16 protein-coding genes and 1 tRNA gene are annotated in these 26,599 nt (G+C 47.0%); 12 read left to right on the top strand and 5 right to left on the bottom strand.

All coding sequences use genetic code 11. The features are described 5' to 3' along the window. The 3 genes from AXFE_RS19910 to glgP all read left to right on the top strand — a co-directional run. Nucleotides 1-643, top strand: a 643-nt coding sequence (locus tag AXFE_RS19910) for a putative transposase (RefSeq protein WP_160291749.1), incomplete at its 5' end; no start/stop codon positions are given. Between the two features lie 17 nt (nucleotides 644-660). Continuing rightward, a complete protein-coding gene (locus tag AXFE_RS06155) occupies nucleotides 661-1,236 on the top strand; it encodes a putative transposase (RefSeq protein WP_052605019.1) in 576 nt (191 codons plus the stop codon). Between the two features lie 1,296 nt (nucleotides 1,237-2,532). Beyond that, nucleotides 2,533-5,121: an alpha-glucan family phosphorylase gene (gene glgP, locus AXFE_RS06150; protein ID WP_052605018.1), complete on the top strand. Its 2,589-nt coding sequence runs from the start codon at nucleotides 2,533-2,535 to the stop codon at nucleotides 5,119-5,121. Nucleotides 5,122-5,685: 564 nt separating this feature from the next. On the opposite strand, the gene AXFE_RS06145 is transcribed toward glgP, so the two are convergent. From AXFE_RS06145 to murA, 3 genes are all read right to left on the bottom strand, one after another. After that, a complete protein-coding gene (locus tag AXFE_RS06145) occupies nucleotides 5,686-6,462 on the bottom strand; it encodes an enoyl-CoA hydratase/isomerase family protein (RefSeq protein ID WP_052605017.1) in 777 nt (258 codons plus the stop codon). A 180-nt stretch (nucleotides 6,463-6,642) separates the two neighbouring features. Next, nucleotides 6,643-7,590 carry a methylmalonyl Co-A mutase-associated GTPase MeaB gene (meaB, locus tag AXFE_RS06140; protein WP_052605016.1) on the bottom strand — a complete coding sequence of 316 codons (948 nt, stop codon included), beginning with the start codon at nucleotides 7,588-7,590 and terminating at the stop codon, nucleotides 6,643-6,645. Between the two features lie 279 nt (nucleotides 7,591-7,869). After that, nucleotides 7,870-9,153: a UDP-N-acetylglucosamine 1-carboxyvinyltransferase gene (murA, locus tag AXFE_RS06135; RefSeq protein WP_052605022.1), complete on the bottom strand. Its 1,284-nt coding sequence runs from the start codon at nucleotides 9,151-9,153 to the stop codon at nucleotides 7,870-7,872. Between the two features lie 143 nt (nucleotides 9,154-9,296). On the opposite strand from murA, the gene AXFE_RS06130 reads away from it, so the two are divergent. After that, nucleotides 9,297-10,814, top strand: coding sequence for an MFS transporter (locus tag AXFE_RS06130; RefSeq protein ID WP_052605015.1), 1,518 nt, complete (start codon nucleotides 9,297-9,299; stop codon nucleotides 10,812-10,814). A gap of 291 nt (nucleotides 10,815-11,105) precedes the next feature. On the opposite strand, the gene AXFE_RS06125 is transcribed toward AXFE_RS06130, so the two are convergent. Both AXFE_RS06125 and AXFE_RS06120 read right to left on the bottom strand, forming a co-directional pair. After that, nucleotides 11,106-12,965 carry a S9 family peptidase gene (locus AXFE_RS06125; RefSeq protein ID WP_052605014.1) on the bottom strand — a complete coding sequence of 620 codons (1,860 nt, stop codon included), beginning with the start codon at nucleotides 12,963-12,965 and terminating at the stop codon, nucleotides 11,106-11,108. Between the two features lie 140 nt (nucleotides 12,966-13,105). Continuing rightward, entirely contained in the window at nucleotides 13,106-14,053 is a 948-nt protein-coding gene (locus AXFE_RS06120; protein ID WP_082058532.1) for an NAD(P)-dependent oxidoreductase, read from the bottom strand. A 672-nt stretch (nucleotides 14,054-14,725) separates the two neighbouring features. Here AXFE_RS06120 and AXFE_RS06115 point away from each other — a divergent pair. From AXFE_RS06115 to AXFE_RS06080, 8 genes are all read left to right on the top strand, one after another. Further along, nucleotides 14,726-15,298 (top strand): winged helix-turn-helix transcriptional regulator, encoded by a 573-nt coding sequence (locus tag AXFE_RS06115; RefSeq protein ID WP_200891198.1) that lies wholly within the window; start codon nucleotides 14,726-14,728, stop codon nucleotides 15,296-15,298. A gap of 604 nt (nucleotides 15,299-15,902) precedes the next feature. After that, on the top strand, nucleotides 15,903-17,924 hold the full coding sequence (locus AXFE_RS06110) for an alpha-amylase family glycosyl hydrolase (protein ID WP_052605013.1): 2,022 nt from the start codon (nucleotides 15,903-15,905) through the stop codon (nucleotides 17,922-17,924). Nucleotides 17,925-18,305: 381 nt separating this feature from the next. Then, nucleotides 18,306-20,027 carry a maltose alpha-D-glucosyltransferase gene (treS, locus tag AXFE_RS06105; protein WP_235347662.1) on the top strand — a complete coding sequence of 574 codons (1,722 nt, stop codon included), beginning with the start codon at nucleotides 18,306-18,308 and terminating at the stop codon, nucleotides 20,025-20,027. A 2-nt stretch (nucleotides 20,028-20,029) separates the two neighbouring features. Beyond that, entirely contained in the window at nucleotides 20,030-21,538 is a 1,509-nt protein-coding gene (locus AXFE_RS06100) for a hypothetical protein (protein ID WP_152625902.1), read from the top strand. A gap of 768 nt (nucleotides 21,539-22,306) precedes the next feature. Next, nucleotides 22,307-24,190: a 1,4-alpha-glucan branching protein GlgB gene (gene glgB / locus AXFE_RS06095; protein ID WP_052605011.1), complete on the top strand. Its 1,884-nt coding sequence runs from the start codon at nucleotides 22,307-22,309 to the stop codon at nucleotides 24,188-24,190. Between the two features lie 43 nt (nucleotides 24,191-24,233). After that, the gene (gene mscL, locus AXFE_RS06090; RefSeq protein WP_052605010.1) at nucleotides 24,234-24,644 is read left to right on the top strand and encodes a large conductance mechanosensitive channel protein MscL; all 411 of its coding nucleotides are present in this window, start codon (nucleotides 24,234-24,236) and stop codon (nucleotides 24,642-24,644) included. Between the two features lie 221 nt (nucleotides 24,645-24,865). Continuing rightward, nucleotides 24,866-24,950 (top strand) — tRNA-Leu (locus tag AXFE_RS06085). A gap of 847 nt (nucleotides 24,951-25,797) precedes the next feature. Then, entirely contained in the window at nucleotides 25,798-26,589 is a 792-nt protein-coding gene (locus AXFE_RS06080) for a hypothetical protein (protein WP_052605009.1), read from the top strand. Nucleotides 26,590-26,599 lie beyond the last annotated feature (10 nt).

Below are 26,599 nucleotides of genomic sequence, written 5' to 3'. Positions count from 1 at the left end.
CGCAGAACAAGATCCCGACGTAATGGGTTACCTCTATCTCGATGGCCACGTCCGAGTCTATTCAGGGAAACGAGACCTACAAAAAGCACACGTGACCAGAACCAGGATTGCAGCACCAGCAACCGTTGAGACCTGGGCGACCGATCAGAGGGGTGACCCTGTTTTTGTCGTGACCTCTGAACTTAGCGCCTCATTGGTCTCGGAGATCAGGCGCCTACTCCCATCACTCAAAGCCTTGGCTAAGGGCCACACGATGACCGTGGTGTTCGACCGTGGCGGATGGTCACCAAATCTGTTCGCAGAAATGGTCCGAAACAAGATCGACTTTGTCACCTACGTCAAAAACAAGCGCACGAAAGAGCCAGATGATGCCTTTTTCGAAGAGTCCTTTATCGAGGATGGCGTTTCATACCTCTATGAGCTGGCTGATAGAGGTATCTGTCTGAATCTCACAAAGGAAGTTGACGGCCAAAAGACCCTTAGCTGTCGTCAGATCACCAGACGTAGGGAAGGTGGTCGCCAAACCCAGATAGTAACCTCCCGCACCGATGCCAGTGCGTCAGAGATAGCTCATCGTATGTTTGCTCGCTGGCGTCAAGAGAACACTTCGCACTCGATGCACTCGATTCCTACAGTTTTTTAGGAGACGACCCTTTTCGCATGGTCCCAAATCCTGCGAAAAAGACAGCCCAGGCTGATTTACGCAAAGCACGTCTCGCCCTATCTCAGGCAGAAGCAGCGATAGGTATCGCACTCGAGGAGTCGAAGCGGACATCTTTGGTGAAGTTCAAGACACAAAATGCAGAACTCACAGCAATAACAGAAAAGGCACGAAGCGAAGTTGACCGCCTCGGCCAAGAGGTCCATGATATCCCCACCCGAGTACCACTTAATAGCATTCGCCCAGAGGCGGTACTCATGGACGAGGAGAGAAAGCTCGTGACTCACGCAATCCGCATGTCTACCTACAAAGCGGAGTCGGCCTTAGCCCGCATGATCGCACCCATCTGTCCGATGGACGAGGCGAGGGCATTGCTACGTGAAGCATTCAATTGCGCTGGTGATCTCCAAATCGTCGATGGAGCACTTACGATCCGGATCGACCCGTTATCTGCCCCTCGACGCACCAGTGTACTTGTTTCATTGTGTGAACAACTTACGTCCTCAAAAACCTGCTATCCGAAGACCAATTTGGTCATGCGATTCTCGGTCAAAGATCGACCTGGCATCTCCTGAACTTTATCCCCCATGTCAGGCGCCCTGGAGTCGGAAGCGGTGTCGGTATTTGTTTCTTGAGCACCAACTGTAAAGGAAATTAAAACGGTTTAACCTGAATCCACAGAGAAGTCTGCTTGGCTTCGCACCTGGTAATGTCTCAACAGGTAATGTCTCAAGGTGTATCTGTCTCTTTACAAGAGCGCGTTTCGCTTTGCCTCCAATTGAATATTCCACCAATCCGTATGCCCGCATCCCCATCGGCCTTCCTTGTAGTTGGCTTGCCCAATTGCTTGGGCGGAGATAGCGACTTAGAAATGTTCCACCGAAATAACATACGCTGGGGTTAGGGCCTGCCTTTTCACAGAAGGAAATTGTTGTCAGCGCGCATCTATAAGACAATGATTCGACCGTTCCAGATAGCTTTTGGTCTAAGCCCATCAGAAACTTTGGCTTGTTTGCAATAACGATCTTTAACCAGCAGTTCACATATGTTGCTCATACCCAGCTACGCCTACCTCCATGCTGCCTGGTCCTTATTGCCTGGTCCCTTATTGTCTGGCCCCTTAGGGCCTTGTTGCTGGCAGTGTCGGCTTCACCTCACGGATTTGGCCTATGAGATTCCCCACGGGTACTTTTCCGACAGCTCCATACCAGAGAATTACTCCTCTGGCATGTGTCGGTGGGCTTTGCCAGCTGAATGACAAGCTCCTCTTTTTCGAAGCGTTAAGTTTGGCGCCCTCATGTCGCACGGAGACAATTGCACAATGCAAAATTAAGTTATTTTGTGTGGTATTTTTTGACTCGGATTGCGCTTGCTATGCCTTGTTTGGCATTACGCGGAGTTTAGAATCCCTAACGAGTAAAAATCCACTTATTCAATTGTCTCCTTGGCCATAGTCAAGATCGATTATCACCTGGTCTTGCTATGTTTGGAATGGGATTTCTAAGTTTTAGGTGGTTCGGTCACATGGTGTTGAGTAGTCCCGAGGCCAACTAAGGGCTGTTTTTGAGATGGGCGACACCAAGGGTCTATTTCGGGTACTTGTTTTAGTGGCTGTTCTTAGGGGTAAGGTGGGCTCTGTTTTGTTGGCGAAAAGCGATTTGGGGTGAATCCAGCTATTTGGAAGCTTTGGTTCGCTTGAGGAATGTGAGATGGTCAATAATGGATTTGTAGAATAACGGGCCTTTTCAGTGGTCTTTAGTATCATTGAGACCTAATTGAAATCTAGTCTTGTGCGCACTTGAGATGTAAACGCTTTCATGGCTATCTCTAAAGTGACCTGGAATTGGTTTATGCAGCTTATGTTGTAAGGCATGAAAGCATCTCATGTCTTCAACGTTGGCTCGAAACTGCCCGAGCTTTTATTGCCCCTGAATGAAATTGTTGGGAACCTCAGGTGGTCGTGGCACGTTCCGTCGGCGGAGTTGTTTCGATGGATTGACCCGGAACTTTGGGAGTCGACCAAGAGAAATCCTGCGGCGCTCTTGGATCGTGTGCCAATGGCTCGCATCGCCGAGTTGGCTTCAGACCCTCGATTTGTAGAGCAATTGAATAAGATAGCTGCCGATTTGAGGCGTCATCGAAGTTCAAGTGGATATTTTCAAATTAAGTACCCACACGAGAATCTTCAGGTGGCTTATTTTTCTCCGGAATTTGGTATTACCGAGGCTCTACCACAATATTCTGGTGGCCTTGGCGTCTTAGCGGGTGACCATTTGAAGTCAGCATCTTCGTTGGGAATCCCAATCGTAGGGGTTGGTCTATATTATCGTGATGGTTACTTCTCTCAGTCGCTTCGATCAGATGGCTGGCAACACGAGACTTATTCTCACGATCCTGACACCGATCGACTTGTATCGAGTGACCCAAGTCATCGATTTGAGTTGCCGATAGGCAATGACTCTCTGACTGTAGCTATCCGGATAGCTACGGTGGGCCGCATCACCCTTTTACTTTTAGATACTGATCTCGAGGTAAATGAGGTGCCTCTGCGCAATGTGAGCGATCGACTTTATGGAGGGGATAGAACCCACCGATTACTTCAGGAGATTCTTCTTGGGATTGGTGGAGTACGAGCACTAGACGCTCTTGGAGTACGCGCTGACGTCTTTCATATGAATGAGGGCCATGCAGGCTTTTTGACGCTAGAGCGCATTCGAAAGTTTAGAGCCAGCGGTCTCAACATGCAAGAGGCAATCGAGGCCACTCGTGCCACTACGATGTTCACCACTCATACTCCAGTTCCGGCAGGTATTGATCGGTTCGATAGAGGATTGATCGAGACCTACTTGGGGCCGTATCTAAAGAGCATGGACCTTGACCTCGATGAGTTTCTTGCACTTGGATCGGCGGGTAGGGACTTTGGGAGCGACGAGTTCAATATGGCTCATATGGGGCTGCGCCTATCAGGTAGGGCAAATGGGGTCTCGAGGGACCACGGTTTTGTCTCGAGAGAGCTGTTTAGCGACCTTTGGCCACAGCTAGATGTGAGCCAAATTCCAATCGAGCACGTGACCAATGGGGTACATGCTAGAAGTTGGACGCTGGCAAAGATAGACGAGCTGCTCTCAAAGACGCTATTGGACTCCTGGCCCGAGGCTGACGTCAAAGAGTACGATCGATTTCTGGAGGTCAATCCTCTAGAAATTGCTAGTGCGAAACGCACTGCCAAGATGGTCTTAGTGGATGCGATCGAACGGCGCCTAAAAAAGAGCGACTATAAGGTTGCGCGTGATGGTCAAAGCACTCACAGCGTCTCGATTACGCCTGACACTTTAGTCATTGGATTTGCACGACGTTTTGCCCCCTACAAAAGAGCAACCCTCTTGCTGAGGGATAAAGATCGCTTGCTGGCAATGCTTCGAAATAGTGAACGGCCCGTTGCCTTTGTATTCGCTGGAAAAGCGCATCCCGCTGATGATCCTGGCAAGGAGATGATCGCGAGCATCTTGAGCTTTGCTAGAGATAATGGCGTCTCAGACCGCTTTATATTCGTTCCCGATTATGACATTTCGATCGCTCGATCTCTATATCAAGGCGTTGATGTCTGGCTCAATACCCCTCGTCGACCACTTGAAGCATCAGGTACCTCAGGTATGAAGGCGGCTATGAATGGAACTTTAAACTGTTCAATTCTTGATGGTTGGTGGTCTGAATGCTATGACGCCAAGAACGGCTTCGCTCCGACATCTGCCCCTGATGGCCTTGATAACAACGAGATAGATGCATATGAGACTGCCAGCATCTTTGAGACCCTTGAAGAAGAGGTTATACCCCTTTACTTCAACAAGAATGCAAATGGCGACCGGCTTGCATGGTATGAGATGGTTCGCTACTCGATGGCCAGCCTCGTACCCTATATATCTGGCGCTCGTATGGTGAAAGATTATACTGATGACTTTTATGTACCTCTAGCTCGACGTTCAGAGCGGTTGTTTGAAGATGATTTTGCTGGAATAAAGGAACTTACTCAATGGAAGGCCAAAATTCGAGCGGCTTTTGAGAATGTTCGGATTTACTCATTTGATGTGGTGCCAGGCTTGCCAGCCGAGGAATCGAATGATGACGATGGTGGCTCGAGTGATCTACGAGAATTACATATCGAGGTTAGTGCTGAGGGACTAGCTGCGCAAGATCTACGGGTCGAAGTCCTTTATGGTCCGGTTCTTCCCGGAAGTACAGAGTTTGCTCGTTACGAAACCTTAGAGGCGACTTTTACTGGTTCCTATATGACAAGCCATGAACTTTCACATGGAAAAGATGAACAGCCAACTGAGGTCAATCTATATAGGGCTGCCTTTGACGCTAAGGGGGGCGGAACCTTTGGCTATCTAATCCAAGTCTTTCCATCGAATCCCAATTTGGCTAAGGAGTTTGAGATGGGGCTGAGAATACACAGTTAGATTCTTCGGATTGTCAAAAGACGGCTCCGTAAGATTGCTTGCGAAGTCTATCTTGATGGCCATAGAGGTTGACTCGGATTCTTTGTGACTTATTTCTAACTCTGCAATAAGGAGCGATCTATCGCCTCGATGACACCTTGGGGCGATCGCTAGATCGGTTCAGGTTTTTTATTTAGCCGCTAATGAGCATCGATGTGAGGCTTGGCCCGTTGGGCTCTGTAAAAATAAAGGTGAAGACAGGGCCAGGGAGTCCGAAGGAGCCGATCGGTCATGATCGCTAGCGCCTCTTTGTCTGAAGGTATCAAGAGATAGCGCCTCTAGGGAATCTTTGATACGATTTGTGATTGCGCTGGTCCCAAAACTCCTTGGTAAGCGCTGTAGAGGGATATCGATAGAACTGCAAATGGATCCTTACCCTTAGGTGTCCAAATCGGCGGTGTCTTTTTGATTGCGGATAATCATTAGGTAACCGGTAGCTAAATTATTGTCTAGCTAGAATATGGCGGCGGGGCTTCTATCGATCTTTTCGCAGTCTCATTGGTCAGCCCCGCCGAATTCAATCGATCATTCGCCGGTAAATTGGGCCTTACCTGGACCGTTTTCTAGAAAAGATGAGACGCCAATTTCTGAATCCTTTGTGGTAAAGGATTCAGCGAATAGTCGCAATTCGAGGCTTAGGCCATGGTGTAGCGAGTCTGATAAGCCAAGGTCAATAGCACGTTTTGCCAGACCAATGGAGGCAGATGCGCCTTGGGCCAAAGATTGCGCCCACTCCATGGCAGTTTCAAGGAGGGTTTCTCTCGATGGGGCAATCCTGTCGATCAGTCCAATCGACAAAGCTTCTTGGGCATTTACCTGCCGGCCGCTAAAGATGAGGTCCTTTGCCCGGGAGGAACCGATAAGGCGAGGAAGGCGTTGTGTGCCGCCTCCGCCGGGAATTATTCCAAGGAGGATCTCAGGCTGGCCCATTTTAGCTTCAGGTGAAGCCACTCTAAAGTCACAAGCCAAAGCCAATTCGCAACCGCCTCCGAGGGCAAAGCCACTAATTGCGGCAATAGTAGGTCTGGGAATGGCCACAATTGCATCTAGTGCCTTATGGAAGAGACCTCCGATATGGAGAGCTTCGACTGGCCCTCCGAAGCGCGATATATCGGCACCAGCGGCAAAGATCTTTTCGCCGCCCCAGATAACAAGTGCCCGGGGTGGCCTTTCCCGCAACTCTTGAGCAACCTCTAGCAGTTCTTCTAGCAGTTCAGGCGAGATAGCATTTGCCTTTGGCCTATCTAATTTGATGACGCCAACCTCGCCGATGCTTTCGTACTTAATCAGTTCGTTCTTCATTGATGATCATCCTTTTGTAGTAGGTCTATCGAAGTCAAAGTTTCGAGAGAGATCTTCGGTGCCAATGGGTAATGACCCTTGGGCTCACTTTATCTAGGTAGCGCGTGGTGAATTGTCAAAGTATATAGCCAAAGCTCTTGCGCAAAGGAGTCGAATCATAAATCATTTGAGGATCCCATCTCAGGTTACGGCTGCCAGAAGCAAATTAGCCAGAGTGCGAGGATCGATGGTTCCGGCATCCATTGAATCTAACATTTCAAGGGTACCCTTATTCTTTAGGAGGAGATCGACCTTGTTTGAGATCATTGCCTCTAATATTCTCGATAGTTCGTTTCTGGTTCGAGTCGAACGCCTTTTGTCTGTGAGGCCCGATCGCTTCGCATAGTCTCGATGGGAGCAGATTGCATCCCACGCCTCTTCGCATCCTTTTTTGTCAGCTGCAACGGTTTCGACTATAGGTGGGCGATAGTCGCCCAAATTGGATAGATCTAACATCCCTTCGAGGTCACGGCGAGTTTCACGAACGCCGGGCCGGTCGGCCTTGTTGATGATGAAGACATCGGCTATCTCCATCAACCCCGCTTTGTTTGCCTGAACCGCATCTCCCCACCCTGGGTTCACCACGACGACTGTGGTATCGGCTTCGCGGGCGATTTCAACTTCGACTTGACCTACCCCAACGGTTTCAATGATTACGCTTGGAAAGCCAACTGCACCCAAGAGACGGGCGGCTTCTGGTACAGCAACTGAAAGACCCCCCAGATGGCCCCTGGTCGCCATCGATCGAATGTAGACCCCAGGATCGAGCGCATGTTCTTGCATCCTTACCCGGTCCCCCAGAATTGCTCCCCCAGAAAACGGTGAAGATGGGTCGATTGCAATTACACCGATCTCTTCTCCGTGCCCTCTAATTACTTCAATTATTGAGGAGGTTAATGTAGATTTTCCGGCGCCCGGCGCACCTGTTATTCCAACCGTATAGGCATTTCTATGACTCCTAAAGGCGAATGAGGCTATCTCGTCGCCTTGTTTTTCGCCTCGTTCTATATATGAGATCGCACGCGCGAGACTGGGTCTATCGCCATGACAGGCACGGTCGAAGAGTTCTTTGGGGTCTCTTTGTCTCAAATTCTGCTACTCTCCATAACCATTAATGGAACTTTGGGGCTCTTTGGATCTTTCCATGCGAACCTTGTCCCTTGGGCTGCATTGATCTTTAGCCAGATGAAGTCGAACTGCTATGAATCAGTGCAATCTCGTTACCTTTTATAGTTTAGCCAATAGAGCTATGCGTTATAAAACCTCAAGGAATCTATCTATGCCAATGGGCTGAGACGGCTGTGCTTGGGCCCAGCAACCAAATGTTGAGAGGTAAAATGGACTTTAACCTTTGATTAGGCTGATGGATTAGGCCGACTTGCTCTCTTCGACTAGTTCGACCGATGCTCCAAGGTCAGAAAGACGTTTAGCTAGAAACTGATATCCACGTTGTATGTGAGATGCTCCAATAACCCTGGTTTCACCTTCGGCAGCGGTTGCAGCTACCAATAGCGCAGCTCCTGCTCTAATGTCTGTAGCCTTCACGGGAGCCCCAGATAGGAATGCGACACCGTGGATTGCCACGTGATGGCCTGAGGTGGTCATATTAGCCCCCAAGCGACGAAGTTCATCGACATATTTGAATCGTCCCGAAAATAAATTTTCAGTAACTATCGAATCTCCGTCGGCACATGCGAGCATTGAGACCAGCAGCGGAAGATAGTCTGTGGCAATGCCAGGGTAGGGAAGCGTCGCTATGTTTACTGCATTTAGTCGTCTCGATGCCTTTACGACAAAGCCATCATTGTCTATCTGAAAATCAAGGCCAGTATCTTTGAGCTTGCGTACCAGCATCTCCATGTGGGCTAATCGGGCTCGACGAATCATAACTTCGCCCCGGTTCATAGCTACAGCCGCAATTGCGGTAGCTGCGTCTATGCGGTCTGGTACAACTATGTGGTTTGCAGGACGAAGTTGCTCTACTCCGTCAACTGTTATCGTAGAGGTTCCCAAGCCGCTGATATGTGCCCCCATCGAATTTAGCATCATCCCTAGGTCAATTACTTCGGGTTCTCGTGCAGCATTGTTGATGATGGTGTGTCCTGGCGTTAAAACTGCAGCCATTAGAACGTTATCGGTTCCAGTGTGACTTGGAAACTCTAGCGATATCTCGTTAGATGAGAGGCTCGGAGCTTCTGCTTCGATATAGCCATGGGAACTGGTGAACTTTACACCGAGTTCTGATAGCGCCTCTAAGTGCATGTCGATGGGACGATGGCCAAAGTCATCTCCTCCAGGCATGGAGATTTTGGCTTTTCCAAGACGTGCAATTAGTGGCCCAAGGACGGTTATTGAGGCTCTAATCTTTTCGACTAATTCATAGTCCGCCAATGGAAGAATGTCATCGGCGGAAGGCGTGGAGATTACTAGGTGATCGATGCTTGCCCACTCGCTTTTGATTCCCATCGAAAGAAGAAGTTCCGCCATGATCTCAACGTCAACTATGCGTGGAACGTTGTAGAAGTGATGTTCGCCTGTGGCGAGAATTGTTGCAGCCATCTCTTTGAGAACTGCGTTTTTGGCGCCTTGAACTAAAAACTCCCCAGAGAGTGATTGGCCGCCTAGAACCCTGAAATAACTTTCGTTTGCCACGATATCAAAACCAGTTGTGAGAAGTAAATGTATAGTTTCCCGGTACCCAAAGGCGCCAGGAAGGTAAATGTCAAAAGATAGTCTAGGTTGTAGTCTCGGATCGAGCAGATGCCCCTTAAGAGAAATCAGTTTGTGGGAATTAAATGTCACGTAAAGTTGTCTTGAGCGACGAATTCGAACTATCGAAGGAAGAATTCGAGGCAATCCTAACGCCAAGGCGCGGATTGGTGGCCGAATTAGAACAGGGTTATGGCTACTTTGTGGGAGATAGTGGCTTGGCAATCGACTACGAGCGTCGTCTAGAGGTTGCCATTGAGGCTGAATCGGACCTATATCGAGTTCGACAGAAGGTCTCTTACAGGGTCTCTCTCTTGGGTTTTGGGTCGCTTGTTGCTCGTTCGATTCGTAAACCTCTAAGGTCCAAGAATCCCGATATCAAAATGCCGATTTGGCTACCTCCAGATCCAATCGATGCAGATGTAGCTAAGGGGTTGATACGCCTACTCTTTATCTCGATTACCGTTGCATATTTTGCAACTTTGCTTGGACAAACATTGACCTTCTCTGCTAAGGAGTTCGCTTCGTCGGTTCGTGTTCAGGCATCGATCTTATTCTTTTCGCGCTTTGATATAGTCTTTGGCTTTGCCTTTCTCCTTTTTGTACCAAGGGCTGGAAGGATCCGTGTCATTCGAATTGCGTTGGTCGTTGGAACTATATTTACCGTAGCTAGCGCTCTCTCTCCTTCGATTTTGTGGCTTGGAGTATTTCAGGTGCTAGCCAAGGGGACCACTGCAGCCATTGCGGTGTTGATCACTATCTTAGCGTCAGAGGCTGTGGCTAAAAGACAACGTGCCTGGGCGTTGGCGCTCCTGATAATTGGCACGGCAATTGGAGCGGGACTTTGCGATCTCTTGCTGCCCATAGCGGGCATCTCGAATTATTCCTGGAGAGTACTTTATCTGATCTCCTTGCCGCTTGGCATCTTTGGGGTGGCAGTCTCATACTCGATTGCCGATAGGTACTTCAACAGGGTCGCGAGCTCGAGTGACGAAGTAGTGGTCCGCCCAAGAGCCTCGATGTCGAGATCTAAGCTGATTCTCGCTTCGGTTGCCGCATTTTTGACCAATTTTTATCTCATCCCTACCACACAATTTAGAAATGAATACCTTCGAACTCAGCGCCACTTTAGTGCCTCTGCAATTGGCCTCTTTGTGGTTCTGACCAATATCCCCGGTTCAATTGGCTTGGCTATAGGCGGGAGGTTGGCAGAGACAAAAGGGCGACGTATAGTGGCGTCAGCTGCAATAGTAATTGGCGGTGGAGGATTAGCTCTTGGCTTTGTCTCTAGCGGAATCGGACTTTGGGTCTGGACTATTTTAGGTTCTGCTCTCGTTACTGCGGTGGTTCCGAGTCTTGGGGTCTATCAGACCGAGCTTTTTTCGCCAGCGTCACGCAGCCTTGGAGGTGGTATTGTGACAGTAGCTTCAAGGGTCGGTTCGGTGCTTGGTATTGCTTTCGTTGGTTACTTTGCGACATCTATCTCAATTGGTACATCGGTTGCACTTTTGTTTTTCGGTATGGTGCTTCTGGTGCCAATTCTGTTCCTTTTCTTTCCAGAGACAAAGGGGCTTGTCTTGGACGAAATTACCCAGAATGACTAGCCTTCAACTTGGGTGGCTACCATCGTAGCCAGTCAAAATTAGAAGATGGACCCCGGTGTAAAGTAGGGTTTTCTTGCCCTGTTAGCTTCCTAATTTGCACTTTAGTGAGAGATCTATCAAGTACAATTGTATCAATTTTGATCTTTGAGGTGATTCTATCAATCACAGTACTCTGGCAGTTTGTTCTAATGGATTATTTTGAAACTGTAAATTGAGGAGTCTTGTTGTCTTCATTTACCCCCGCTATAAGTTGGTCAAGTTCCCATAGCGGGGTGTTGTATTTATAATGATTTAGTTAACATTGAGATCGTGGTCCATTGGATTTGAAAATCCACATTGTTCAAATAAGAAGTTTACTATCTCTTTCGTCTCGTTTTTGATAGTGGTTTCTTGATTGAATCCGTGGCCTTCGCCCGTAAAGATGCAGAGCGATGTATTTTTGTTGTGCATCCGAAGGCGTTTCGCATATTCAGTGGTGGTGTCGGCGTCAACGACTGAATCTTGATCCCCTTGAAGAAGTAAGACAGGAACTTTCAGCTCTTTTGTTTCGTTGATGGGGGAGCGTTTGAGGTAAATCTCTTTATCTTTGATTGGATCACCCACGATGATATTCAGGAAGTTGCGCTCAAATCGATGGGTGGTCTTCGAAAGTGCTGTTAGATCGACGACGGGATAGAGGGCGATTACCCCCTTTATAGGTAAGTTAGCGACAGTTGCAACCCTGAGTGCGACTAGCCCTCCTGCTGATCCGCCCATGAGTGCGATTGGTAGTGAGATTTTATTTGTTTCAATTAATTTGGTAATTCCCATTGTGACATCGTCGACGTCGAAGTCGCCAAATCCGTCATTGAGGGCTTTGATGAAATCGATTCCGTAGCCGGAAGTTCCTCTGGGGTCTAGGGTTACAACGTCAAAGCCGATTGAGTTGTAAAAGGCGTGTCGAAAGTCGAATCTGACGTGGTGTTGACCAATGGGGCCACCGTGAAGAGCAACGATCGTACCTATTGTATTGGCAGTGCTAGATCTAGTGATTCTTGCATTTATCACAAGCTGATCTGTCTCTTTGACTTGTAAGATGTGCAGTTCTGGCTCGGTTAGCTTTGACTTTTGGATATCTCTTGAATGAGCAAAAAATAGAGGAATCTTTTTTAGTTCATCTGGCGAGGCTCCTTTGGTGGTCTCAATTGCGACAACTTGGGTAGGGGTCTTGGCTCCTGAGCGAATTGAGATTAAGGTATTTTCAAGATGGATTGGCGAATCTAAGAAGCCTTTGGCAATTTCGCGGGGCTCTTTTTCTTCATCGATAGAGATTTCCATGAGTCTTGCAAAGCCATTTTCGTTCCTCGAAGCGTAGATGTACCTAGAGTCTTGGCTCCAACTAAAGCTTGCTTGGCCAAATCCTAGATCAACGTCACCATAGTCATGGTCTGACCATGTAATCCTTCTTGGTGTTGCAGATGGGCTGTCCATTAGATAGATACTTAGGCGGGAAGTCGCTGACGAGATGAACGCCAGTCTTTTCCCATCAGGTGAAAATCGTGGTTGTGAGTAAAGGGTATTTGGTCGATCGAGCATACCTATTACTTCGCCTTGATCGTTCACGAATATGATTCTTGATTCATACCAAGGCATGGTTGTATCGTACCAATGCCTAAAGGCCGTGACTCCCCAAGAGGAACTAGAGGTTTCATCTCCGATGAAGTGATCAGGATTTGCGGGTCGTCCCCCTCCAAAGATGACCCGATAGCCATGGCCGGGTTCGCTGGAGTGCAGGAGTGCCAACCGCCGGTTATCTAGAGTGGCTATGAATTGATTTGAATCTACTACACGTGAGATGGAAGTTACCTCCCCGGAGCGAAGGATAATCTCTTGCTCCTTTCCCTCTTCAAATCGCCTTAGATCTCCAGAGGTGTCGACGTATAGTCCAAAGTCGCCATTGAGCGACCATTGAAATCCTCCGATGGTACCTTGGTATCGCCTGGCTATGTCAAGGGGGTATGCAAGGTAATCTTGGCTTAACACTCCAATATCAAAGATGAGTAGTTCGCTTTGGTTGTTTTCTTTGGCAACAACGGAGAATTGCCCTTTGGTTGACCTAGGGACCAGATCTGTTAGGGTTGCTCTTGGAATGAAGCTGGAGATATCATACATCTTGTTAGTAGACCTCTATTTGAATTATGACATTTAGGTCATGGCGTTCAACGTCTCTTCTTCTGCCTCCTATGGGTGACCCTGGGGTACAAGGAGAGACGTTGGTGATTTTTTATGGGGTGCTCTGGATGATTACGGTCTTAGTTTGTAGGTTTTACCCCTAAGTCGATGTGGCCAAGGCCCCTAATTGCTTCGATAATTGCGCTGTGATCTAAGTCGCCGCCTCCTGAGGCTTCAACGGCAATAAGCAACTGTGTGGCGAGGGATGTGACGGGGATGGCAATACCGCGTTGGCGCGCATATTCTGCCACAATTCCAAGATCTTTGAGGTGTAGATCAACCTTGAATCCAGGTGCGTAAGAGCGCTCGAGCATCTGATTAGCCTTGGCACTAAGTAGAGCTGAGCCAGCACGCCCTCCTGAAAGAGCTCTGATGGCTTGGTCCATGTCGATGCCGCAACCCTCGATTAGCGCCAGCCCTTCAGATATGGAAGCAAGAATTCCAGCTACCATTATCTGGTTTGAGGCCTTGACGATCTGTCCGCTTCCAGGTCCACCAAGGTGCAAAGCGGAAGATCCAAGGACGCTAAATATTTCCTTAGCGCGCTCGAATGCCCTTGTCTCGCCTCCAACCATTATCGAAAGAGTGCCATTGATTGCACCGATGTCGCCTCCAGAGACGGGTGCATCCAATGCTTCAACCCCGACCTTACCAGCCGCTTTTGCTATCTCTTGGGCAAGAGATGGGCTCTCTGTTCCCATGTCGATAAAGAGCGAACCGGCAGTCATCTTTGATAAAAGACCATCGGCTCCTAGCACAACGGTTCGAGTCACATCGGGCGTTGGCAGCATGGTAATTACAACCGTTGACTCTGTGGCGAGTGCATCGTTTGTTGAGGCGCGTTTTGCTCCTAGCGCTACCACCTCATCGATTGGTGCAATAGAGCGTGAGTTGGCAATGACCACGTAGTTGGCCTTTAAAAGGTTGATAGCCATTGGTTTCCCCATTAGCCCGAGCCCAACAAAGCCGATCGTTTCTTTTTCCATATCTAACAAGGCTAGAGCCTCTTGCCATATTGATGGAACCATTTCTAAGGCTTCGATGCTTCTCTAAGGTTAGATGGAAGAAGATGAGAAGGCGATGCTTTGGTATGGGCCAACGATAGTACCGTGCGCTAGTTCATTTGATTGGTAGAACCTTGATTGACCGGTCAATGTGGTAATACCGTATTTATATTCCATTTTGCGTCCTGACACTTTCATAGTGAGCGTATGTATTTAGCCACACTGGGAGCCGTTGGTCAAATACTTACTTGCAAGCGCTACTTGCAGTGGTATATGGTTAGAACCTTGAGGCGGACGCGAGTTATATTTTCGGAGTGGCCATACCAGTGCTTGAACCATCAAATAATATTCGGAAAGTAAAATTGAGGTAATTCTCATTGAATAATTCTCGATAAGTAAAATTGAAGAACGAGTTTTCTTGAAAGACTCTTATCAGGAAGTCTTTTGTTTTTTAGTATCTTCTCGATGAAGCGATTAGTGCTTGGTCGAGATTTTTTTATTGTTACAGCTTTGATGTATCGTAATAAAGTAGTGGATTTGTCAAAATTTCAAATTCTACCCTGGCAGGTTTAGCATTGGATGAATTGATGAATGGCACCCATGCCAGTCGTATTTTACATCTTTATGGTTTGGATTTTACTATTATAATTGCCGCTAGGTAAATCTAAATATTTTCGTCAAGTGAAAGGGTTTCTAATGGTGCGTAAGGGTGAGTTAGAGCAGATGCACTCTTCGGTGGCTCAAACACTTGACATAGTGGGCGACTGGTGGTCGCTTTTGATATTGAGAGACGCCTTTCTAGGAGTTACTCGTTTTGACGATTTTCATCGCCATCTGGGCGTTGCCCGTAATATTCTGTCGGCACGAATAAAGCGCCTGGTGGAACGGGAGATATTGGAACGGCAACGATACAGCGATCGCCCTGAGCGCTTCGAGTACGTCCTAACTGAGCGGGGTGGCCAACTTTGGCTTGTAATTGCAGCACTTCGTCAGTGGGGTGATCATTGGATCTTCAACGGGGAGCCCACTCCGTTTTTAATCACTCACAAGGACTGTGGTGGTGAGCCCTATGTGGCATATATCTGTGGTGAATGCGGTAAAGAGTTAGATGGTAGTCATCAGACTCAATGGTCTCCCAATTTAGGAGAGGACGATCCCGATGCGGGTTTTTGGGAGCTTCAAAAAGGCCGCTCTAGGCCTGCTTCTTATGCTCAGCAAATGGACACGCCCGTTTTTCAACATGAATGTGGGATGGAATCGACAGCTTAGATTATGGTCGATGGCCCTTGGACTTTCTATGGTCATTTGACTTTTCAAATCTAGAGGAGTCTGTTCTGATAAATTGATGAAGCATGTCTCAAATATGCATGTCATGCAGTTTCATTTAATTCTCATAATTTATTTTGACGAATAATTTTCGACCAGAAAGATACCGTTACGCGATCCTTTTGTTCACCGTGATTATCTCAGATAAATAACAAGTATGCCAAAGGAATGGTTTTGGTTTTGGATATTATCGAACTATAAAGTTATCTCTTTTTCCTTTAGGTGTAAGTTTATAATGCGAAAAAGTAAAGAGTAATTTTCTTTTTTACGTTCTAGACGTTTTTGCTTTAAATTACCTGCTACTCGGGCTAATTATAGCTCTCGAAATCCGCTCCTAGTTTCTGTCACTTTTATATTTTCGTTTATCTCCTGAATAATTGTGATTTTTTCTTGTCGTTGTCTTGGCTTTTATTTGTCGATTGGTTTTATGGCTATGGGCTAACTTGAGCCGGAAAACCACCCATCTTCTACCTGTAAGATTCATTGATTTCAATATCTTTGCGACTTAGGAGCCTAATGACCATCGCGGCGAACTAAATTTGCGATTGTGCTTGCTCCAATCTTTATACATCAGATCTCTCCTGTCACTGTGAATAGACGTGGATATATAAAAGCCACCCAGGGAAGTGGCGTCAATTTTGACTTTGACTTAGTTGGCGAACCTAAATTGCCTAGGCGGACACTCTTTTCTCTGGTGGCAAAGGATTTGGCGGAATCGATCTCTCTTTTTGATATTGGGGCAACTCCAGAGATCTCGTTCACCAAGTTAAAGGAGCTAGGCAATGATAGATATAGCATTTGTGCAACTCCGAGCGAGTGCGGCTTTTTATCAGGAGTTGTCATCGCTTGGACAGACGAGGTTGATCGACTCTGTGACCTAGCTAGGAGAAAGCGTGCGATCGGCGATTCTTATGACCTGGAATTGGCAGACATTGCTTGGCTGTTAGATCGCCAACTCGATAACCAAGAACTTTTGGTGTGGCCAACTGGTTTAGATCAGATTGATTCAGACCCTAAGTTTTTAGTGGAACAACGCACACTTCAGAGTCGCTATCTTATCTCTAATCTTATGAATTTGGAGATTGACGCCAGTCTGCGGCTGGATCTTGTCGATTTTCAGGCGATCGCTCCCTATGTGCATATGCCAAGCCGTATCGAACTAGCGACGCTTTACGTGGGTCCTAGTCTTCGATGTGAGAGACCAAAGGCTGGATTTAGCAATTGGTACGAGCTCTTTCCTAGATCAGTGGGCGGTTTGAGTGGTGTAGTCGATCTCCTACCACGAATAGCGAAATTAGGCTTTGACACCCTATATCTTCCCCCTATTCATCCCATTGGGGTGACAAATCGCAAGGGTAAAAACAATACTCTCGTGGCTGAGATCGACGATGTCGGCTCTCCTTGGGCTATTGGCTATCACGAAGGCGGACATAGCGCTATTGAGCCTTCACTTGGGGACTTTGGGGACTTTGAGAAATTAATCACAGTTGCTAGGGAGCTTGGCATTGAAGTCGCTTTAGATATAGCGCTTCAGGCCTCTCCGGATCATCCATGGGTCAAAGAGCATCCGGAGTGGTTTAGCATTCGCTCCAACAATGAGATCGCCTATGCCGAGAACCCTCCTAAGAAATATCAAGATATATATCCAATCAACTTCTTTAGCTTCGATGCGAACCACGCAATTGAGTTGTGGAGCGAGGTTTATTCCATCTTTGAGTTTTGGATTTCAAAAGGTGTTCATATCTTTAGAGTTGACAATCCCCATACCAAGCCCCTGCCGTTTTGGGAATACATCTGTGACCGCTTGATGTGTGAGCATCCGGAGGTAATTTTGCTAGCTGAAGCTTTTACTATGCCTAAGTTGATGTATCGATTGGGCGAGATTGGGTACTCTCAAAGTTATACCTACTTCACCTGGCGCATTACCAAGGATGAGCTGATCTCCTATGGTAATGAGCTAGCCGCTAGCGACGTCGCGGCGACGCTGAGATCTAATTTTTGGCCCAATACCCCTGATATCCTCGGTGATGTGGTTCGCTTTGGGAATCGAGCTGCCTTTAGGCTTCGGGCAACTTTGGCGGCGATGATGGGAACGTCTTGGGGAATCTACAGTGGGTATGAATTTTGCGAAAATACCCCATTTTCTATTGAGTCTGAGGAATATCTAGATTCAGAGAAGTACCAGATCAGAAGGCGCGACTATCAGCACGAAGCCGTATTGGACTTTGACATCACAAATCTCAATATCTTTCGACGTCGTCACTTTATGGCGCTTTCCAACCAAGCCGGATTTAGGGAACTTCCTTGTGACAATGGATCGATAGTGAGTTTCCTTAGATATGACGCTGAATTAAAGGATCTATTTATCGTCGTCTGTAACTTAGATACACACTCCCCGAGCGAAGGACAGATTGAGCTTTGGCCAATTAGGCAGCTTCTGGGGATATCGAAAGAGATAGTCACACATGACCATTTGAGCGGAGAGACCTACTCCTGGAGTGGAGATCGTGCCTTTGTTCGATTGGATCCGATGGCCAACGTTGCACACCTTTTAGATATCGAGATGTGACCTAGGTTAATTGGGCTGAGGTGGTTTTGGTCAAGGCCAATTATTTTGATCAAAAATTTATAATTCGGTGATTATCCGTCGAATTTTCAGTTATCTACAAGAATTTAGACCGTATGCTCAAATCTAGGAGTACGGGCGTTGTAGAACAAGGCTAAAGGTGGTTTTCAGCGATTATTTTTGTTGTTGATCAAAGTTGGATTCTCAAGATCAGGTCACAGGAGAACCGCCATTGAGACACTCGATGGCGGATGAGCCGAGACGTGGATGAACGAGAGCATATTTTTAGACCCGATCGGTATTTTACCTATCTAACAAGGCAACGCTTTAGGGACTGCGACCAAGAGACAAATGGTCCCAATGTATCGATTCGGAGGAACGTTAATGAAGGAATTCAATTTAAAGCCAAATTGGTTCAAAAATGCTATTTTTTACGAAGTGCTGGTACGAGGTTTCTTTGATTCCAATAGCGATGGAACCGGTGACATTCCCGGAATCATTGAAAAGCTCGACTATCTGGAGTGGCTGGGGATCGATACGCTATGGCTGTTGCCCTTTTACTCTTCGCCCCTCAAAGATGGTGGCTATGACATTAGCGACTTTATGACAGTGCTCCCAGCTTATGGCAATGTCTCAGATGTTGAGCGCTTGCTCGAGGAGAGTCATTCAAGGGGTATAAAGGTCGTAGCTGATTTAGTCATGAATCACACCTCAGATCAACACCCATGGTTTATCGAGTCCTCGTCAAATACCACCAATGCCAAGTCAGACTTTTACGTTTGGTCGGATGATCAAGAACAATACAAGGACGCCAGGATAATCTTCGTAGATACTGAGCGTTCAAATTGGACCTATAACGAGAATCGAGGTCAATACTATTGGCACCGCTTCTTCTCTCATCAACCCGATCTGAACTATGATAACCCCCAGGTTGTCAATGAGATGATGCAGGTTCTGCACTTTTGGCTTGAGAGGGGTCTAGATGGGTTTCGACTTGATGCAGTTCCTTACCTCTTTGAACGCGAAGGAACAAACTGTGAAAATTTGGTTGAGACTCATAATCTCCTAAAGGTGATTCGCAAGGAGGTGGATTCAAAATACCAAAATAAGGTCCTTTTAGCAGAGGCGAACCAACTTCCTCATGAAGTGGTTGAATACTTTGGAGACGGCGACGAATGTCATATGTCATTTCATTTTCCGATAATGCCCAAGATGTTCATGTCTATCAAGAAGGAGTCCTCGGAGCCACTTCGTCAAGCTATAGTTCAGACCCCTCCAATTCCCAATGGATGCCAATGGGGAATATTCTTACGTAACCACGATGAATTGACCCTAGAGATGGTTACTGACGAAGAGCGTACCTTCATGTACCAGGCATATGCGGCAGATCCTAGGGCGCGCCGTAACGTAGGAATCGGGAGAAGGTTGGCGCCATTGATCGACAACGATCGACGAACAGCTGAGTTGCTGCACTCGCTCTTGCTTTCGATGCCCGGTTCGCCGGTCTTGTACTATGGTGATGAGATTCTGATGGGCGACAACATGTATTTGGGTGATCGAGATTCGGTACGCACGCCAATGCAATGGAGTTCAGATCGCAACGGTGGCTTTTCGAGATCGGACTATGCCAGTCTGTATCTGCCAGTTTTGATGGATCCGGTCTACGGTTATGAAGCTCTAAATGTTGAATCTCAACTTCTAAATCCAAGCTCTTTTTTACAGTGGCTTCGTCATATGCTTTGGATCCGTCGTGGTAATCCAGTCTTTGGCACCGGTGATTTTGAGTCGATTGAAAACGATAACGACGCAATCTTTTCTTTTGTTAGGCGAGATCCAGAGACTGGAACTGCAATTCTGTGTGTGAATAACTTTGCCAGAACAGCTATGCCGGTGAGCCTAGACATTAGCGCATACGAAGGAAATATCGCCAGGGAACTTTTGGGCGGTGTCGTATTTCCTAGGATTACCTCGGTACCATATGTCTTGACCCTATCGGCTTATGGTACCTTTTGGTTTGATATCTCAGCGAGTGGGACCTCAATGCGAAGTCAAATCGAAGAGCAAGAGGTAGATCAACAAGAGAACGATCTTTATGGCGGTGCGTGATCTTGGATAGACACCCAACAATAGATGAACTCGGCCAGGTCGTGTGTGAACACATAAACGCCCACTCTTCCTCGTTGAGGTGGCTTGGCCAGGGCCAATCTGTAAAAAGCGTGGATTTGGATTGGCTCTACGGTGATTTATTTGAGCCAGGATCTTTTGACGGTGCTATCTACGAAGCTCGAATATACACCTCGAGCGGTACATTTAGGGGGCTTTACTCTATTTCGTTCAAGGAGTCCTTGGGGCTAAATGGCGACGATGAAGGTGTCGACCAAGGTTCGGCGCACAAGGCTGCCGAGGTAGTTTTTGACTTTGAGGTTGTAGATCTTTTGAGCAAGGACGCTGGTGAGATCCTGGGGGTGGCTCTTGGTCTATTGGTCGGTTCGGGATCAGTGGTAGTTCGAGAAGGATCCGAGCTTCAAGGTTTGATTAACTCTTATGGGGAGAAGATATCTCCGATTGTCTTGGACCAGACCAACTCTGCCTTTCGAGTGGGCGACATTGCCTTTGGCAAATATTTTCGAAGTGTGGGGACCCGTCCAAGGGAGGCTCGTCTCTATGGCCTTCTTGCCGATTGCGATGTGGTTCCTCGTTTCTACGGCGAAATCTTCTCTAAGGGTGGCGAAACTGTAGCAATTGTTACCGAGCTTCTATCTGAGCCACGCAGTCTTTGGGACTATCTCATAGAGTCGCTAACTCTAGAGTTGGATGAAACGCGCCGTGAACTATTATTGAGCCATATTCATGGTATCGGTTTGGCGCTTGGCAAATTGCATGGTCGTCTAGATGAGCTTGCTCGAATAGACTTATCAGCCCATGACGAGGTCTACGATCTCGATGATTGGGCCCGTCATCGATGTCGAGCTCGAGGTGACGTGGTAAGTGGCCGATGGGCTAGCTCGCTCGTTGGGGACGAGAAGATCTCTGTGCCCCTCTTTGGAATTGTCGATAAATCAGACTTGGCGAAACATCGTTTTGAGATTCATGGTGACTTTCACTTGGGGCAAGTCATGCTGAGCGGTTCAGATTTGAAGATCATCGACTTTGAAGGCGAGCCTATCAGCGATGCCGGCCAAGTTAACCATCCCCTTCGGGATCTCGGTGGGGCTCTTCGATCACTGTCGTATGCGATCGAGATCGCTCGCTCTCAAGGAGATCTGTTAGGGGATCCTAACGCTCTACTTTTAGAGCTGAGGCGCGCGCTCGTGGATGGATATGCCAAATCGCCTTTTGGAGCTTTCATCTTTGAGGACATCCAAAGTACATATTTGACACTTTTCTTTGAGATGGAAAAGGCTCTTTATGAGCTATATTACGAGAAGCGCTTTCGACAGGACTACATTGGGGTTCCACTTTCCTTTTTGCTAGCTCTGACTTCATCTCTTGGTGGGGTGGAATTTAAAGTTGGTGACGATGCCTCTGAGGAGCTGGTCTCTAATTGGCTGAGCGAACTAGGCAATTACGATCCCAAGGTCGCCATCTCGGACCTTTACCTTCTTGGTGGGAGTTAGCTCCTTTTGGTAGATCTATGCCAAAAGGATTTCTGAGGTGCTTTTAATCTTTTTGCTTTGGCAGCTAATAGGTCTTGTCTCTTTTACTGGTAAATATGAAGGCGTTACAAAGATGTTCGTGGCTTTGCCTTGCCATTTTACTTTTTGCGCTTGACAGCGTATACCTAATGCTTGTTGCATTGGCCAGTTAGATGGAGCCAAAGGTTTCGATTTCAAGGTGAGAGCCCGCTATGTTTATTTATCTCCGTTTGCTAGAGATCTTATCAGCCTGAATGGCGCAAGTAATTTTTTGACTCGGATCCATGTGTTTGAGTTGATTCAACGTGTGAAGCAGGGGAGATTAAATGAAGCGGGATGATAACAGATCGACCGAGTTATCCTTTTGCAATGTTGGATAGGTAATTAGATTCGTGTCGTCTAAATCATATTGAAGCCCATCAGCCCCTATTTTTGCTGACACTATCCAACTTGATTGGTTGGTGACTCCAAAATCTTGCTCCTTGAATCCTGTATGATGATTCGGGTTGCCTTTTAGGGTGATTTTTTTTGGGTTATCTTTAGCATGTAGTAATAAACCTAGATTGAATAAAGGTAGCCATTTAAAAGATCATCTACGGGTGATTTCAACTCCATAACCGTGGGCATGTAGTTGGCACGGGGTGAAATATGGGCGTCGATAGAATCTTTGATGTGGCCGGATCTCGATGAAGTATTGGTTGCGAGACGATTTGAATATTTTTTAAATCCAGAATGAGGAGTACCACTAAGATGGCCGAGTTGACGTTCATGGGAGAACTTGATCTTTTCTTATTTGGCCACGGAAGGCATAATCGAATCTTTGACCATTTAGGTTCCAGGGTCGGAACTATGGATGGAAGTTTTGGTACTCGTTTCGCGCTTTGGGCCCCACACGCTAAGAGCGTTGCAGTCTTTGGAGATATGAATTTTTGGGATCCATCAACTGCCTACTATTTGAATCCAGAGGGAGACTCTGGGATTTGGCAAGGGTTTATGGTTGGTGTTGGTCCAGGTCAGCGCTATAAATATCGCATTGAGACTCAGTGGGGTGGAGTGGTTGAGAGAGTCGACCCCTACGCCAGGCAGAGCGCCGAACCACCTTCTTCGGGATCAGTGATACCATATGACTCAAATTATGATTTTCAAGACGATGGGTGGATGTCGACTAGACCGACCTATTTAGGCGATAAGGCGATTTCGATCTACGAGTTACATCTGGGTTCGATTGCCCGTGACCCCAGCGATCCTTCTCGTCATCTGACCTTTCGGGAGTTAGCTGACTTCTTGTTGCCTCATATCATAGAGACCGGGTTTACCCACGTTGAGTTAATGCCTATCAATGAGCATCCCTTCTATGGCTCGTGGGGCTATCAAACGACCTCTTTGTATGCTCCCACTACACGATTTGGAACCCAAGACGAACTTCGGGAATTTATAGATCGATTCCATCAAGCTGGAATTGGGGTCATCGCCGATTGGGTTCCGGCCCATTTTCCGCGCGATGAATTTGCCCTTGCGAACTTTGATGGCTATAGCCTCTATGAAAAGGACGACCCAAAGATGGCCAGTCATGGTGATTGGGGTACGCTGGTCTTTGACTACTCAAAGCCACAGGTGAGAAATTTTCTGCTGGGATCGGCGCTCTATCTTATTGAAGAGTTTCACCTTGATGGTCTTAGGGTCGATGCTGTAGCGTCCATGTTGTATTTGGATTATTCGAGGAACGACTACACCCCTAATATCTTTGGTGGCAACGAAGATCTAGATGCGATTGAATTTCTCAAATACTTCAATGAAATGGTGCATCAAATCGGTGCTACGACGATTGCTGAAGAGTCGACAGCCTTTGCGAAGGTCTCAAAACCCACATATGACGGTGGTCTTGGTTTTGGTTTTAAGTGGAACATGGGTTGGATGCACGACACCCTTGCTTATCTTAGGAGGGATCCAATGTATCGCTCCTATCACCATGGTGAGATAACCTTTGGCCTTCATTACGCCTTCTCGGAGAATTTTGTCCTGCCTCTCTCTCATGATGAGGTCGTACATGGAAAGGGATCTCTTTATTCGAAGTTTGCGGGAGACCAAGAGACTAAAGTAGCTACCATAAGGGCGCTCTATGGATGGATGTGGGCTCATCCAGGCAAGAAGATGCTCTTTATGGGCGATGAATTTGGCCAGATTTCGGAGTGGGCTCACGATCAAAGCCTTGATTGGCACTTGCTTGACAATCCAGTACATAAAGGGATCGCTACCTTGGTGAGCGATCTGAATCGAATTTACAAGAGTCATCCTGAGCTATATCAGGGAGATTCAAATCCAGCATCATTTTCATGGATCCGAGCAAATGATGCTGATAAGAATCTTTTTATTACAGCTCGCTTCTCTTTGTCAGGGACATTGATCTGTGTGGCTAATTTTTCTGGTTGGCGATACGATTCAATTGCTATTGGTCTGCCAGAGGCGGGGGAGTATGAGGTTATCCTAAATACAGATGCCACCAAATATCAAGGACGTGGAGTGGAAAACCCAAGAAAGATCGTCTCGAGGCCAAATGAGTGCGATGGCTTTAGTGACTCCACTTCGATCTCAGTGGGCGCGAATTCCGTGGTTTGGCTCTATTTAAAGAAATGATCTTTTGAAGGTCAAGTTGTCCTTGGTCATATATTGTGAATGAATGAAAATTATTAGTGAATTTAAAGCGTTCGTCTTGCGTGGCAACGTTGTTGACCTTGCTGTGGGTATCGTAATTGGCGCCGCATTTGGCGCCATGGTAACTGCATTGGTGAAAGATCTCATAACACCACTAATTGGAATTGCTGGAAATTTCAACTTTTCTGCTCTTCATTTCACTGTAAATAAGAGCGTTTTTCTAGTTGGTGATTTCATCAATGCGATCGTTTCATTTATTATTTTGGCAGCGGTAATCTTCTTCTTTGTAGTAAAGCCCATCAACTCATTGGTGGCACGGACAAAGAAGGCTCCGCTTCCAGCCGATCCGATCACTAAGGCATGTGACTTCTGTACCAGCGAAATCAATATTGCTGCCACAAGGTGCCCTTTTTGCACTTCGGAGCTAGCCGCCTAGACCAAATAGTTAAAACCACAGAGCATGCTCTTGGGATTCGTCAATCACAATGGCGACTAACCCTAGGTGACCGTCTGTGATGGTATTGTTTGGCGGCTTGTCAGCAAATGGAGCGGTGAGCTAATTGTTTGCTGGGCAAGGATGGTTTATTTTAATTGATCATTTATTTCAATTGTGAGCGATTGGCAATAGACCACAGGGCGTTTATGATGTTTCATGCTGCCCGGGTGGCGGAATGGTAGACGCAGGGGGCTTAAACCCCCCGGACCTGAAAGGGTCATGCGGGTTCGAGTCCCGCCCCGGGTACGCTAAAGCTTTGCTAAGTAAGCCTCACAAGCTACCCTTTGCCCAGTTGCTTTTGCCCAGTTGCTTTTGCCCAGTTGCTTTTGCTCATGAACCGCTGCTTAGGAGGATAAGGCTCCTCTTTTAGAGATTTGTTCTTCTTGTTTTGTCAGATCTAGAGCTTTTTTCTGGTTTATATCGATTTGTCTTGTCCTGGGCTGGCTGGCAAATCAAGCTGGGTCCATCAAGCTGGTCTAATTTCTCGCGTAGGTCAGAATTGATCGAGATTTATTTGCTGGTGACTGGTCTTTCTGACTCCTAGTGGCTTTTGGGGTCCATCTCTGGCGATTATTGCCACAGCTATAGTGTATGAACTCTTAGCTTTAGCCATTTGACTTGCGATAGGATGACGGAACGACCCCATATACCCCTAGAGGCAAGGGCTCTATTAACTCTTATACCCATGCCGCGGTTAGTTTTTTTAAATGGATTTTCCAGCTTAGATGAGCTCTAATTCAATTCGTAGATGCGAGCGAAATGTTATTTGTGATAGAACAGTTTGATCCTACCAAAACCTTGGATTTGACTGTAGAGTTCCCTCAAAGATACGCTAGGCGGATTTGTCAATGGTGCAAGAAGGAGGCTTGATTTCTTGATCTTATCCGGTTGGGGAGGATCGGTTTTATCAAGGTCATTTCTTGGTGTTTCGTTACGAGATAACTACATTCGATCCCTATTTCGAAGGGTGCGTATGAAATTGGATCTAGGCGACTAGCTGGGATGATACATTAAAGTAGTACTAACTTGCATTTGCACTTTTCGTGTTTTTAGATGTGTAGCCGCTTTCATATGTGATCGAAAGGATGATTGTTTGAATCCCAATTTGAAGCAGGATAGTTCTCTAGAGCGACACTTTGAGATGGCCGAAGCAACGGTTGATGAGTTGGTTCGTATTGTAAATTCCATCAGCGCTCGGGGGAAAAAGGCTAAGAAGGCCTCTCAAACTGGCTCAGTTCGAGATTACATCCTTGCTGTGACTGAATTGAAAACATTGGTTGAGGGGATTGGCTCGGTGGTGGATGAACTTAGTTCCCTTGCTGAAGTAGATGTCTCAAAGATAATGGAGTCGGGCTCTTACAAGGAGGAACTATTTTCTCTTTGCGAGGAGGAAGATATAAGGATTATTGAATCCGATGGAAAATTCCTCTCCTATCCGACAATAATCTCGCTTTCTCCCTCAGACGCCGCAGTGATCATTGAAAAGAAGAAACAGCGGGGGATTCGCCCTAGTTTTTTGGTTGCTCAATTGAAAGGCCTCTCAAAGCGCCAATTTGGATTAAAGCCAGAAACATTTATTGAGATGATCGCAACTGCTTATGACCTAGTAGTTGCCGAAAAGGAGCTCCCAGCAGGTACAGTTGTCAAACTTGTGGATCTCTATAGAGTTTTGACGATTCTTCCAGCTGCTAAGAGTTACACGAAATCGGAGTTTGTGCGAGATATCTATCTGCTCGATCAAAGTGGAATTGATACCACCAGAGGTGGCCGTGTCTTGAAGTTGCCAGCAAGTGCAATGACTCGAAGTTCCGGCACGATGGAGACAGTTGCTAAAGGTGGTCAGATCAAGCTATACGCAGGAATCTCCTTCGAGGTGACGCAATGATAGATAGCGA

Source organism: Acidithrix ferrooxidans, assembly GCF_000949295.1.
In the GTDB taxonomy this organism is placed as follows: domain Bacteria; phylum Actinomycetota; class Acidimicrobiia; order Acidimicrobiales; family Acidimicrobiaceae; genus Acidithrix; species Acidithrix ferrooxidans.
Note: the sequence above shows the minus strand (reverse complement) of the source record. Positions and strands in the feature narration are given on the sequence as shown.